Origin of the sequence: Pantoea stewartii (genome assembly GCF_011044475.1) — a bacterium.
In the GTDB taxonomy this organism is placed as follows: domain Bacteria; phylum Pseudomonadota; class Gammaproteobacteria; order Enterobacterales; family Enterobacteriaceae; genus Pantoea; species Pantoea stewartii.
The window spans coordinates 4,337,246-4,349,729 of sequence record NZ_CP049115.1; the positions used below are offsets into that span (position 1 = coordinate 4,337,246).

General features: G+C 52.7%; 12 protein-coding genes. 6 read left to right on the forward strand and 6 right to left on the reverse strand.

The window, feature by feature from the left end; translation table 11 throughout:
• Nucleotides 1-10 precede the first annotated feature (10 nt).
• The 4 genes from pqiA (at nucleotide 11) to rmf (ending at nucleotide 3,916) form a co-directional block, all read left to right on the forward strand.
• The gene (gene pqiA, locus G5574_RS20430; protein ID WP_006118659.1) at nucleotides 11-1,279 is read left to right on the forward strand and encodes a membrane integrity-associated transporter subunit PqiA; all 1,269 of its coding nucleotides are present in this window, start codon (nucleotides 11-13) and stop codon (nucleotides 1,277-1,279) included.
• Nucleotides 1,266-2,909, forward strand: a complete 1,644-nt coding sequence (pqiB, locus tag G5574_RS20435; protein WP_033737613.1) for an intermembrane transport protein PqiB — start codon at nucleotides 1,266-1,268, stop codon at nucleotides 2,907-2,909. The genes pqiA and pqiB overlap by 14 nt, the downstream gene beginning before the upstream one ends.
• Entirely contained in the window at nucleotides 2,906-3,490 is a 585-nt protein-coding gene (gene pqiC / locus G5574_RS20440; protein WP_033737612.1) for a membrane integrity-associated transporter subunit PqiC, read from the forward strand. Before pqiB ends, pqiC begins: the two co-directional genes overlap by 4 nt.
• A gap of 258 nt (nucleotides 3,491-3,748) precedes the next feature.
• On the forward strand, nucleotides 3,749-3,916 hold the full coding sequence (gene rmf, locus G5574_RS20445; protein ID WP_006118662.1) for a ribosome modulation factor: 168 nt from the start codon (nucleotides 3,749-3,751) through the stop codon (nucleotides 3,914-3,916).
• Nucleotides 3,917-3,985: 69 nt separating this feature from the next.
• Here rmf and fabA read toward each other — a convergent pair whose 3' ends face one another.
• Together fabA and G5574_RS20455 are read right to left on the reverse strand one after the other, a co-directional pair.
• Nucleotides 3,986-4,504, reverse strand: coding sequence for a bifunctional 3-hydroxydecanoyl-ACP dehydratase/trans-2-decenoyl-ACP isomerase (fabA, locus tag G5574_RS20450; RefSeq protein WP_006118663.1), 519 nt, complete (start codon nucleotides 4,502-4,504; stop codon nucleotides 3,986-3,988).
• A gap of 68 nt (nucleotides 4,505-4,572) precedes the next feature.
• A complete protein-coding gene (locus G5574_RS20455) occupies nucleotides 4,573-6,399 on the reverse strand; it encodes an AAA family ATPase (protein WP_039341249.1) in 1,827 nt (608 codons plus the stop codon).
• Nucleotides 6,400-6,494: 95 nt separating this feature from the next.
• Here G5574_RS20455 and matP point away from each other — a divergent pair, with 95 nt between their 5' ends.
• Entirely contained in the window at nucleotides 6,495-6,962 is a 468-nt protein-coding gene (matP, locus tag G5574_RS20460; protein ID WP_164483110.1) for a macrodomain Ter protein MatP, read from the forward strand.
• Nucleotides 6,963-7,044: 82 nt separating this feature from the next.
• Here matP and ompA read toward each other — a convergent pair whose 3' ends face one another.
• The gene (gene ompA, locus G5574_RS20465) at nucleotides 7,045-8,115 is read right to left on the reverse strand and encodes a porin OmpA (protein WP_033737609.1); all 1,071 of its coding nucleotides are present in this window, start codon (nucleotides 8,113-8,115) and stop codon (nucleotides 7,045-7,047) included.
• A gap of 351 nt (nucleotides 8,116-8,466) precedes the next feature.
• Complete coding sequence (gene sulA, locus G5574_RS20470; RefSeq protein WP_033737608.1) at nucleotides 8,467-8,958, reverse strand: SOS-induced cell division inhibitor SulA; 492 nt, start codon at nucleotides 8,956-8,958, stop codon at nucleotides 8,467-8,469.
• 210 nt (nucleotides 8,959-9,168) lie between these two features.
• On the opposite strand from sulA, the gene G5574_RS20475 reads away from it, so the two are divergent.
• A complete protein-coding gene (locus tag G5574_RS20475) occupies nucleotides 9,169-9,795 on the forward strand; it encodes a TfoX/Sxy family DNA transformation protein (protein WP_033737607.1) in 627 nt (208 codons plus the stop codon).
• Here G5574_RS20475 and yccS read toward each other — a convergent pair.
• Together yccS and G5574_RS20485 are read right to left on the reverse strand one after the other, a co-directional pair.
• Entirely contained in the window at nucleotides 9,792-11,939 is a 2,148-nt protein-coding gene (yccS, locus tag G5574_RS20480; protein WP_110267708.1) for a YccS family putative transporter, read from the reverse strand. The two genes, G5574_RS20475 and yccS, sit on opposite strands and share 4 nt — an antisense overlap.
• The gene (locus G5574_RS20485; protein WP_054634211.1) at nucleotides 11,920-12,363 is read right to left on the reverse strand and encodes a YccF domain-containing protein; all 444 of its coding nucleotides are present in this window, start codon (nucleotides 12,361-12,363) and stop codon (nucleotides 11,920-11,922) included. Before G5574_RS20485 ends, yccS begins: the two co-directional genes overlap by 20 nt.
• Nucleotides 12,364-12,484 lie beyond the last annotated feature (121 nt).

The following is a 12,484-nucleotide window of genomic DNA, read 5'->3' on the forward strand; positions in this document are numbered from 1 at the left end:
GGGTCAGGGAATGTGTTCTGCAGACAAAACCAGTGCGTGGATGCTTTGTCCACAATGCGACCTGATGGTCAAACTGCCGGATATCCCTGTTGGCAGCCGCGCGTCATGCCCGCGCTGCCACACGTCCCTGACAGTCAACTGGTCAGAGCCACGCAAACGTCCCACCGGCTATGCGCTGGCGGCACTGTTTATGTTAGTCCTGGCCAATCTGTTCCCGTTTATCACCATGAAAGTGGCTGGGCTCTCCAGCCAGATTAGCCTGATGCAAATTCCTGGTGTCATGGTGGCCGATGACTATGCCAGCCTGGCCACCCTGTTTCTGCTGTTTGTTCAGGCGATTCCGGCGTTTTGCATGGTCACGCTGGTCCTGCTGGTCAACCAGGTCAAGATGCCCCTTAGCCTGAAACTGGGGCTGGCGCGTATTCTGTTTCATATGCGGAGCTGGGGCATGGCCGAAATTTTTATGGCCGGTGTGCTGGTAAGTTTTGTGAAGCTCATGGCCTATGGCGAAATCAGCCTTGAAACCAGTTTCTGGCCCTGGTGTCTGTTTTGTCTTTTACAACTGCGGGCGTTTCAGTGCCTGGACCGTCGCTGGCTCTGGCTGCAAATTGAGGCACCGCCGCCTTTGCCGCATGCACCACAGCCCGGCATTAGCGGACTCAGGCAGGGGCTGCGCTCCTGTCCTTGCTGTACGGCGATCTTGCCCGTGGCGCAGCAGGAATGCCCCCGTTGTGGCGTAGTTGCCCATGCCCGACGTAAGCACAGCCTGCAGTGGACCATGGCACTGCTGATCACCTCCGTTATGCTCTACGTGCCGGCCAATCTGCTGCCCATCATGATTACGGAAACCCTGGGCTCCGCGATGCCGTCCAACATCATGGCTGGCGTCATTTTGCTGTGGGGCGATGGCTCTTATCCGGTCGCGCTGGTGATTTTCATCGCCAGTATTATGGTGCCGTCTCTGAAAATGCTGGCGATTGGCTGGCTGTGCTGGGATGCCAGTGGGCGAGGGCAGCGCGACAGCCACAAAATGCACCGGATTTATGAAGTCGTTGAGTTTGTGGGGCGCTGGTCAATGATTGACGTCTTTGTGATTGCCGTGCTCTCTGCGCTGGTGCGCATGGGGCAATTAATGAAAATTTATCCGGCATGGGGAGCGGTGTTGTTTGCGTTGGTGGTGATTCTGACCATGATTGCGGCAATGACGTTTGACCCGCGCTTAACCTGGGATCGTGCTGGTGAGAAAAACATGAAGGAGCCGCATCTTGACGGAAAATAATCACGGTTATGCCAAAGTGGACCAGATCAAGCGCTGGTCACCGGTATGGATCGTCCCTATTGTCACGTTATTAATAGGCGGCTGGATTCTGTTTTATCACTTCAGCCATCAGGGGCCCGAAGTGACCCTGATCACCGAGAGTGCAGAAGGGATCGAAGCGGGCAAAACCACGATTAAAAGTCGCAGCGTGAACGTTGGCGTGGTGGAAAGTGCGGTGTTGACAGACGATCTTCATCATGTGGAAATTAAAGCCCGACTGAATGCCGGTATGGAAAAACTGTTGCACAGCGACAGCGTCTTCTGGGTAGTTAAACCGCAGGTGGGCCGTGAAGGGATAACCGGTCTGGGCACGTTACTTTCCGGGGCCTATATTGAGCTGCAGCCTGGCACCAAAAAAGCGCCTCTGGAGCAGTACACCCTGATGGATTCACCGCCGCTTGCGCCGCCGGATGCCAAAGGTATCCGGATTACGCTCGACAGTAATAAAGCAGGCCAACTGAATCCGGGCGATCCGGTTCTGTTCCGCGGTTTCCGTGTCGGCACCGTTGAAACCAGTACGTTCGACACGGATAAACGCCTGATGACCTATCAGCTGTTTATCGCCGCGCCTTACGATCGCCTGGTGACGACCAATGTGCGCTTCTGGAAAGACAGCGGCATCGCGGTCGATATGTCGGCCTCAGGGATGCGTGTCGAAATGGGATCCCTGACCACGCTGTTTAGCGGCGGGGTGAGTTTTGACGTCCCGGACGGGTGGGATTTAGGCAAAGCGGCGCAGAATCAGGCTGAATATCATTTGTTCGACGATCAACGCAGTATTCAGGATTCGCTGTACACCAATCATATCGACTATCTGATGTTCTTCTCGGATTCGATTCGTGGCTTGCAGGTGGGCGCGCCGGTTGAATTCCGCGGCATTCGTCTGGGTACCGTTGCGGAAGTGCCGTTCATGAATGCGGGCACCGCTCAGGCGTTAAATAATGATTATCGCGTGCCGGTATTGATTCGTATTGAACCCGATCGCTTTATTAACCGTTTAGGGCAAAACTTCGATCTTGAGCAGCATCTGCAGGATGGTAAGAAACGTGGCCTGCGCGCAACGTTGAAAACGGGCAATTTGCTGTCCGGTGCGCTGTATGTGGATATCGACTTCTATAATAACGCACCGCCGTATACCGGTCCGGATAAAGTCGCGGGATACGAAGTGATTCCAACAGTAAGCGGCGGCCTCAGTCAGATCCAGCAAAAACTGATGGCGGCGCTGGATAAGATTAACAGTTTACCGCTGAACAACATGGTGACGGAAGCCACGGGCACACTGAAAGAGAGTCAGAAGACGCTCAGGGATCTGCAGCGTACTATTGATAACATCAATGTGGTGACCAGCAGTCCGGCGATGAAGACCTTGCCAGAAGAAACGCAGCAGACGCTTCGTGAGCTGAACCGTAGCATGAAAGGGTTACAGCCAGGCTCCCCGGCTTACAGCAAGCTGGTGGGCGATATGCAACGGCTTGATCAGGTGCTGCGTGAACTTCAGCCCGTGTTAAAAACGTTAAATGCGAAAAGTAATGCGTTAGTGTTTGAGGCCAAACCGGGACAGGATCCCCAGCCAAAGAGGGCGAAACAATGAAAAAAGGATTAATGCTTTTTGCCGCTCTCGCACTGAGTGCCTGTAGCAGTACGGTCAATACCACCTATTATCAGCTGCCCTCGGGGGCAGCCTCAATGCAGGTGATAAGCAGCGAGGCGAATGCGCAGCCGACATTATGGGTGCAGCAAATTACGGTCCCCGACTATCTGGCGGGCAATGGGCTGGTCTATCAGACCAGCGACGTAAAATATGTCATTGCCGCTAATAATCTGTGGGCCAGCCCGCTCGATCAGCAATTGCAACAAACGTTGATCACTAATCTGACGAAAGCGTTACCCGGCCGTCTGGTTACCCAGACGCTTATCGGTCAGGAGCACGATACGCTGAGCGTAACGGTGAATGATTTCCAGGGCCGTTATGATGGCAAGGCGGTTATCAGCGGTCAGTGGACACTGGAACATCAGGGGCGCTTCACAAAGCAGGCTTTTAATCTGGTGCTACCGCAGCGGGAAGATGGCTATGATTCGCTGGTTAAAACGCTGGCACAGGGCTGGCAGCAAATCGCACAGCAGATTGCACGCGGTGCAACCACGGCAGAGTCAACCGCAACAGGGCTTTAGTTAACGTGTTGTTTCAGCACATATAATTTTTCTGACGTTTTCCAGGCTTTCTTTATAAATCATACGGATATCGTCACAGTTTCATAGGGTGAAACAGAAAGTATATGTCTGGAGCAGGTCATATTTGTGACACTGGCGTGAATATTGCGCATTGATCTTTTCATACAGAGCGAGTAAAACAAAAGGGTGGCTGAACATTAATTCGCCACCTTTTTCTTTCCACCAGATTCCACAGACCTTACATGAGGGACACGGAGTATGAAGAGACAGAAACGAGACCGCCTTGAGCGCGCCCATTCACGTGGTTATCAAGCTGGCATTACAGGACGCTCTAAAGAGATGTGTCCGTATCAAATGATAGACGCTAAGTCTCACTGGTTGGGAGGTTGGCGACAAGCCATGGAGGACAGGTCGGCTGCGGCTTAGCCGGATGTCACTGAAAAGGGATATAACCTCCGCACTGTGCGGAGGTTTTCGTTTCTGTGGAATGAAACGTCAGAATGCAGCAGTATCTTTGAACAGGCCAACTTTCAGATCGCTGGCTGTATAGATCAAATTCCCGTCAACAAACACTTCACCATCTGCCACGCCCATCACCAGTTTACGGTTAATCACGCGTTTAAAGTGAATGCGGTAGGTGACTTTTTTCGCGTCTGGCAGAACCTGACCGGTGAATTTAACTTCACCCACGCCCAGCGCGCGGCCTTTTCCTTCGCCACCCAGCCAGCCGAGATAGAAGCCAACCAGTTGCCACATCGCATCCAGGCCCAGACAGCCAGGCATTACCGGATCACCAATGAAATGGCAGCCAAAGAACCACAGATCTGGATTGATATCCAGTTCAGCTTCCACGAAGCCTTTATCGTATTTCCCGCCGTCCTCGGTCATTTTGACCACGCGGTCCATCATCAGCATATTGCCGGAAGGGAGTGGCGGACCATTTTCGCCGAACAGTTCACCGCGACCAGACAGGATCAGGTCTTCTTTGGTATAGGATTCGCGTTTATCTACCATGTTCTTATTAAGCCTTCTTTTAGTGAATCACGAATATTAGCGAACAGTTGTACACTGAGCAAATGAGATTAACGGTGGTTGAACCAGTTAAGCCATCTCAACGGCCATGCCCGGGGAGTGGGCTCAGGCTGATTCATCTGACTGATGCGCTCCTGAATCGTACGCAGCAGGCATTCGCCTTCGCCGTCTTCCGTGTTCCAGACTTTTCCTGTCAGTAAGGGCAACGCTTCATCAGCCGTATCGATTGCCCAGATATGGAAACGACCGGCTTCGACCGCACTCACAACCTGCTGATTCAGACTCAGGTGGCGCACATTGCAGGCAGGAATAATCACACCTTGCTGACCTGTCAGCTCACGCTGATGGCAGATGTCGAAGAAGCCTTCAATTTTCTCATTCAGGCCACCGACCGGCTGGACGTTACCAAACTGATCGACCGAGCCCGTGACCGCGATTTGCTGATTTAGCGGCGTATCGGCAAGGGCACTGATCAGAGCACACAGTTCTGCCAGCGACGCGCTGTCGCCGTCAACTTCCGAATAGGATTGTTCAAACACCAGCGAAGCAGAAAAAGGCAGTTGCTGATCTAACTCCAGCTCCGCAATAAGATAGGCCTGCATAATCATCATGCCTTTAGCATGAATATTGCCGCCCAGCTCCGCTTTGCGTTCGACGTCGGTAAATTCACCGTCGCCAGGATGAACCACGCAGGTGATACGGCAGGGATCGCCCCAGGCCCGCGGGTGACCGGGATATTCCACGACGGAAAGACCGTTGATCTGGCCCACCACTTCGCCTTCCGTTTCGACCAAAATCTGGCGCAGCAAAATCTCATCACGCATGCGTTCATTCAGATAATTTTCGCGCCACAGACGTGCTTCCAGCGCGTCACGCAAGGCTTCAGCGTTTAGTGTTTCACCCATCAACGCGGTCTCACGTAGTTGACGCAGCAGCCAACGTGGACAAAGGGGATAGGTTTCCTGATCGCCACTATAGCGAACGCCTTCTTTGATGAGCTCAGGCCAAAAGTCCTCATCTGGCGCAGCGATATCAGCCTGTGCGGCCAAATCTACTGTCCAGCGGCACCATGCCAGCACATCATCTTCATCCACAATTTGAAGGTTTTCTTCAAATTCAGTGTAAATCGCCATCTCATGCGCTTCGGCATCCAGCTCCTGAAAATCAGCGAGCGTATCGCGTTCGCCACAGAGCACCAGATTTAACTTCAGCGGAAGCGGCGGGACAGAGACAGGCAAAGGGCGGCGCTCATCCTGCGACAGCCATTCGAGGTAGCCTTGCTCAATGCTTCTTTTCAGCCGCAGCCAGAGCAGGGGCTGAGCGAGGAGCGCACGGAGTGAAAGCACCAGCGTTCCGCCATTGGCACGATGGATCAGACCAGGTTCCAGCTGAATACGATCTTTATGTACCCGGACACAGCCAAACAGCTGCTCCTGCTCAATCCAGTCGGCAAAATGCACACCACCCTGGCTGGTAAAAGGACGCTGACTGTCAGTGGGCGGCTGCAACGTGACGTTGTCGGCCAGGATATGATAATCCCCGCCCGCCAGGGACGAAGCGGTGCCCATTACGCGCTGTGCCGCACTGGCGATCAGCGAGAGATAATCGCGGTTTTCCTGGCTGCGAACCAGCAGCAAAGGAAAACCCTGACTCTGATGGTGCAAGTGGGCCAGCGCATTCAGCAATCGGGGCTGCACCGTTGCTAAAGCATCGGTTTCTTCATCAGCAATTCGGGAGAAAACGGATTGATATTGCGCGCTATCCGGCTGTAAGGTTTGCCACGTGAGTTGAGTGCTGGTCAAAATAATCGCATTTGTCTGTTTTGAGAAAAGCGAGATTATACAGGATTCACTGTGCTTAAGCACTGCGGAGTTCAATCAGAAGTTGTGACACTGACGACATGTTTTTCGTTGCTGCATCCAGTAAAAAAGCTGTTATTCTTAGTTCGTTACGTGATCACGATGAGATTCCGATGAAATACCAGCAGCTCGAAAATCTTGAATGTGGATGGAAGTGGAAATACCTGGTGAAAAAACATCGGGAAGGTGAACTGGTCACGCGTCACCTTGAACTCAGCGCGGCACAGGCGGCAGTCGATAAGCTGTTAATGATGGAGAATAATCCCGTCGACGTTAACGACTGGATTAGCCAACACATTCATCCCGAACTGGACAACCGGCTTAAACAAACGATCCGTGCGCGGCGAAAACGGCATTTCAATGCCGAGCATCAGCACACACGAAAAAAATCCATCGATCTGGAATATCTGGTCTGGCAGCGGCTGGCCGGCCTGGCGCAACGGCGCAACTGCACCCTGTCTGAAACGATTGTGCAGCTAATTGAAGATGCCGAACGCAAAGAAAAGTACGCCAGCCAGATGTCGACGCTGAAGCAGGATTTGCAGGCTATACTGGGCAAGTCGGATACTGACAACGGGTAGTTTACGGAGCAATATTCAGGCCTGCTCCGGATTAAAGGACAAAAAAAACCCCGCATGCGCGGGGTTTTTTATCACGTATAACTTAAGCCTGAGGCTGAGTTACCACGTCTTTGATACCTTTAACGTCGATTTCTACACGACGGTCTGGCGCCAGGCAGTCGATCAGGGCTTTACGGCCTTTCACGCTGTCACAGGTGTTGCCAGTCACTGGGTTAGATTCACCCATGCCGCGAGCAGAGATCTTGTTAGCAGGGATACCTTTAGATACCAGGTAATCTACTACAGACTGAGCACGTTTCTCAGACAGTTTCTGGTTGTACTGCTCTGAACCGATGCGATCGGTGAAGCCCAGAACAACGACTGAACCGTCTTTAGGATCCATTGAGCTCAGCTGGCTGTACAGCTGATCCAGAGCCTGCTGACCTTCTGGCTTCAGAGTTGACTTGTTGAAGGTGAACAGAACGTCTGATTTCAGAGTAAAGCGCTTAGTCTGAACAACTGGCGCTGGTGCTGGTGCTGGAGCCGGAGCTGGCGCAGCAACATCATCCTGACCGAAACGGTAAGAAACACCCAGGCTCAGCATGCCGTTGTCTGGACGAGCACCAACGGTCTGTGCGTCACCGATGTTGTTCACCCACTGGTAATCCAGACGGGTTGCCCAGTTTTTGGTCAGAGCATACTCAACACCAACCGCTGCCAGTGGAGAAACACCGGTGTCGTGGTCGCTGATGCGGTTGCCGCCAACTACTTGCTGGGTAGAATCTGCACGCCATACCATACCACCCAGGCGGGTATAAACGTCGAGATCGTCAGCGATTGGGTAGCTCAGTTTAGCAGCCAGTTGGATGCCCTGTGCTTTGAAAGCGCCGTTAACCTGGTTGCCTTTGTTAGGCATACGGCCTAACCAGTCATAACCCAGCTCGAAACCCAGGTATGGGTTAGCCTGGTAACCGGCGAATGCGCCAGCACCCAGTTGGCTTTCGTGAGTTGGGCCGTCGTTATTTTGGTAACCGTGACCGTAGTAGCCAGTGTCGTGATACTGAGACCAGCCCAGTTTAGCACCGGTGTACCAGGTGTTATCTTTAGGGGCGGCCTGCGCTACGGTAGCGAAGCCAGCCAGTGCCACTGCAATTGCGATAGCTGTCTTTTTCATTTTGCGCCTCGTTATCATCCAAATAGGCAATGAGCATAAAGGTTGCTCTTGGTTTAATCCTTCGCCGGGTCAAAACGCTCGCTTATGACTCTACCGCAAAAAACGGAGGTTATTGAGCACCCTGGCGAGATAAAGTCTACAACGAGATTGGAAACTTACAAGTGTGATGTGAGGCACTTATGTAAAAAAACAGTGTTTTATACATAAATTCTAACAATTTAGGGTGAACTTCTGTGATGGGGGTAACCCGCAAAATGGGGGCTAAGCCATTGTCATTACTGGCAGGAGCAGAATCAGTGTCTTAGCCCAACGCGAGAGAAAAAATTTCTTGAGATAAATCTCATTTTTTACTTAATGAAACAAATCAGACTGAATTTTTAGCCGACTTTCTGGTCTGACTGGCGTTTTAGGGGACTCACCCGAGCGCAGGATGAGTCCTAACGCTTCACCTTCAGCCGCAGCGAGCTCCAGTTCCCGACGCTCATCTTCATCCAGATCGTAGGGAATCCAGGCTAAAACGACACTGTAATTTCCCGTACGCAGGGCCTTAATCATGGCCTCGACGGCGTTGTAACGTTCAGCGTCGGCGATATGCATACTTTTCTCCAGGGGCAAGCCTGCTTCCTGCATCCAGACCCGACTCAACTTATGCGCAGGTGTTAACCAAAGCTGCCAGCGGGATTGCTGGCTCAGTTGCTGAAGCAACGGTAACAGCAGCATCTGCATCATTCCCGGTTTTTCGCTATAGCGCAATTCAGTAATCCAGCCGCTCTGAGAAGCGGGGTCAGAAGGCGAAGCGTAACGGTGAGTCGGGCATACATTACGGGGATGTTGGGTGCGCATAAATTAATCACTCAGCAGTTGACTGTATGGATATACAGTAATGACATCCTGGATAAAGATCAACCTGAATTTCTGAAAATGCCTCGCAAAATTCGCATAATGTTGACGCCAAAGTGATTTATTCATTGAACCTGCAACTGAATTTTCTTATCTTCTAACCGACTGAATAGTAACGTTTTTAACAGGTTTTTGTTACAAGGAGGTGATGATATGAAGAAAGAACAGCGGGTCGTTTTGCGATCAAAACAACAACTGGCACCTTTAGGTAATGTCGAATCCCGTACTCAGTTTGGCGGTTACGCCTTAGCTGTTGAGCGCGTCGTGTTTGCCTTGATAAAAGACGATCAGCTTTATCTGCGCGCCAGCGAAGCCCTGCGGGAATATGTGGCTAAACGCCCCTTGGAGCCGCTTATTTTTCGCAAACGCGGTATGCCGGTCAGCCTGAATTATTTCAGGGTCGATGAAAATTTATGGTGTGACCCGGAGCATCTGGTTGCGCTCTCAGCGGCCTCACTACAGACCGCCCGTCGGGAACAGGATGACCGACAAGGCCGGGTGCGTTTAAAAGATCTGCCTAATGTCAGCTTACGGCTGGAAATGATGTTGCATGAGATAGGCATTTGCAGCGTTAAACACCTGCACGAGGTCGGCGCCAGGGCGTGCTGGTTAAAACTAAAACGTTATAACCAGCACCTAGGTTTCAAAACCTTGCTGGCGCTTCAGGGTGCTATTTCGGGCCATCATGAAGCCGCTCTCCCGCCAACGGTTAAAGCGGAGCTGGGTGAATGGTACCAGGCTGCGCTCAAAACAGTGGAAGAGGCGAAGAAAGGGCCTTAGTGAGAACCTAAAGCACGCCGCAGGCGAGCGATTTCCGGCAGCAAGGCAACCAGTAACCCCAGTTGCTGCAGTACCAGCGGCGTAGGCGAATCAGACCCGGCGGTAAACCGGGTAAGGCGTTGTTCCAGTTCCCGACGCATTTCCTCAGCCCGGCTGTCACTGACGATGTCGGTTTGCAGCACATCTTCGACATAGCACACCGTGTCGTCGAGAAGTGCCAGCAGCGCTGGATCAGTGACTTTATCGCGGTGCGCCCCCAGCGCGGAGATATAGCTGAGCAACGAGTGGTTCAGGCAAAGTAGCTGAAAGGCCGATTCCCGCAGCTTAGGGTTGGTACGGGTTTCACTGCTCATGTTCGACACGACGGAGGCCAGTTCCGCGTCAGCATTGTGTGCATCGCGGCGGGCAATACGGTAAGCGAGGCGATTATCTTTGCCCTGATGGTATTGTTCCATAATGGCATCCAGATAACGGCAATTGGCATTGAGTGTGCGCGTCGCCACCGCCGGAAGCTGGCGAAAACGCCAGTCTGGCCAGATAAAGGTGACGGCCAGCCAGGCCAGCGCACAGCCCAGTAACGTGTCCACTACCCGGGGCAGGGCCACCTCAAAGCCTTCGCCTAACAAATTAAAACAGAACAACACCAGCAGAGTAATGAACAAGGTTGCATGAGCATACTGCACCTGACGAAACGCAAAGAACATGACGCCCGTGACCACAATCAAGACCAGTTGGCCTTCAATGGAAGGGACCAGCCAGAGCAGGGGCAGTCCAAGCGCAATGCCCGCGAGCGTGCCGCCAATGCGTAGCGCCAGTCGGCGTTGGGTTGCGCTATAGTTAGGCTGGCAAACAAACAGACTGGTCAGCAGGATCCAGTAGCCGCGCTCCAGCCCGGTAATCTGAATAAATCCGTATCCCACACACATCACAACCGACATGCGTACGGCGTGGCGAAACAGGGCAGAGGCCGGACTCAGGTGAAGGCTGAGGCGCAGTTTAATATCACTCCAGCCACTCAGTTCTTCGCGTGACAGCAGGTTGTCGCTGTGCTGCGGATCAACTGCCTGCGCCTGCTCGGTTTCGATTGAGGCCAGTTGTGCATCGATGGCCTGCAGGTTGCGAAGCAGCCAAAGCAGTGCACCGGTATGGGCGGCATCCGGCTCGCTCTGTGCCAGCCGGTGAATCGCATTTTCCAGACGTTCAAAAACACGCTCAAAGCGGCCATCATGTTCCCAGCGTTCGCGCAGCAGAATCGCCCGGGCAAGCTGGCGACAGGCCTGTGCCTGCATATTCAGTAAACGCTGAAAGCGAAACAGGATCTCGTTGTAACGCCAGTCGCCACGCAGAAGATGGTACTGCAGATGCGAAGAGCTGGCGCGTTCATGGATATCCTGAGCCACGAAGTAATAGTGCAGGCTGCGTCGGGTACCGCGTGAGCCTCTGTCACCTCGTAAACGGCTTTGCAAGGTGGTCTTGGTCAGATTGAGCTGTGCAACAAGCTGGCTGTTTACCATCGCGGCTTTAACAAATGCAGCATCATCCTGTTCACCCGCGTCAGGATCAAACAGATTGGCTTTGGCATCCAGATAGTGGGCCAGCTGTGAAAAACTGGCTGCCAGTTGTTCCTGCACTGGACGAACCGGAAACATTAAATGGCCCAGCAGCGTCAGCAGGTTATACCACAGAGCCCCAACCAACAGCAGCATGGGCTGCATATACCATTGTGAGAACAACCCAATGCCCAGCATGGTGTAAACGGCAATCAGTAAGGCGCCAAATGCAATGGTGGCATAGCGCTGTCCCAGCGCGCCTAACAGAATGAATCCCCATGTTGAACCTGCCAGGCCGATAATAAATACCAACGGATGCGGGAACAGCAGCTCTACTGAAACCGAAGCGATGCAAAAACAAAGTAAGGTAATCAGCAGGTTTTTAAGCCGCCCGGCCAGCCTGTCATCCAGATCGGCCAGCGCGGCGGCAACCACGCCGAGGGTTAACGGAATCGTCCACTCAATTTGCTGCAGTATCCAGGGCACAGCCGCACATCCTGATAAGGCAAACAGAATGCGCAGCAGATAACGCCAGGTGCTGTTAAAAAGATACTTTCGCCACCCGGACAGCATACTAATAGCGGCGGCGGGCATTGGCATCACGCGCGGCACGCGCCTCTTCCACAGAGACGACCCGACGTCCTACCGGCCAGAGTGCAATGGCGGCAATCTTGAAATTGGCGAGGCCCACCGGAATACCAATAATGCTGATGCACTGCACGATGCCGACAGAAATGTGCGACAGGCATAACCACCAACCGAAAAAGATAAACCAGAAAATGTTCAGAAACGTGCCGCCGGTGTTCATGATAGGGCTTTTATTCTCCGGGCGCAGAACGTCAACATGGACCGCTTCATTGCCAAACGGCAGAAATGACAGCTTAGTGATCTCCCAGCAGGAGCGCGTTAAGGGCAGGGTAAAGATCAGGACGATACTGATGAGCGTGGCGAATAACCAACTCAGCGTGGTGAAAAATCCACCCAGGACAAAATTAAGAATATTTAAAACAGTACGCATAACAGGCTTTTCCTTTTGCACTCCGCAATCTGTGCCGCCAAGTTTAGCGTGTTTTAAGGCTGGAGCGTCAAGAGTCTGACAGGTAAACTCCGATTACTCTCTATCTCGGTCGTTGGTGTCG

What these genes read in the sequence shown, in the direction of transcription:
- matP (WP_164483110.1), top strand. Translation starts at nt 6,495, where the DNA reads ATGAAATACCAGCAGCTCGAAAATCTTGAATGTGGATGGAAGTGGAAA.
- G5574_RS20475 (WP_033737607.1), top strand. Translation starts at nt 9,169, where the DNA reads ATGAAGAAAGAACAGCGGGTCGTTTTGCGATCAAAACAACAACTGGCA.
- rmf (WP_006118662.1), top strand. Translation starts at nt 3,749, where the DNA reads ATGAAGAGACAGAAACGAGACCGCCTTGAGCGCGCCCATTCACGTGGT.
- ompA (WP_033737609.1), bottom strand. Translation starts at nt 8,115, where the DNA reads ATGAAAAAGACAGCTATCGCAATTGCAGTGGCACTGGCTGGCTTCGCT.
- pqiC (WP_033737612.1), top strand. Translation starts at nt 2,906, where the DNA reads ATGAAAAAAGGATTAATGCTTTTTGCCGCTCTCGCACTGAGTGCCTGT.
- pqiA (WP_006118659.1), top strand. Translation starts at nt 11, where the DNA reads ATGTGTTCTGCAGACAAAACCAGTGCGTGGATGCTTTGTCCACAATGC.
- fabA (WP_006118663.1), bottom strand. Translation starts at nt 4,504, where the DNA reads ATGGTAGATAAACGCGAATCCTATACCAAAGAAGACCTGATCCTGTCT.
- sulA (WP_033737608.1), bottom strand. Translation starts at nt 8,958, where the DNA reads ATGCGCACCCAACATCCCCGTAATGTATGCCCGACTCACCGTTACGCT.
- G5574_RS20485 (WP_054634211.1), bottom strand. Translation starts at nt 12,363, where the DNA reads ATGCGTACTGTTTTAAATATTCTTAATTTTGTCCTGGGTGGATTTTTC.
- yccS (WP_110267708.1), bottom strand. Translation starts at nt 11,939, where the DNA reads ATGCCCGCCGCCGCTATTAGTATGCTGTCCGGGTGGCGAAAGTATCTT.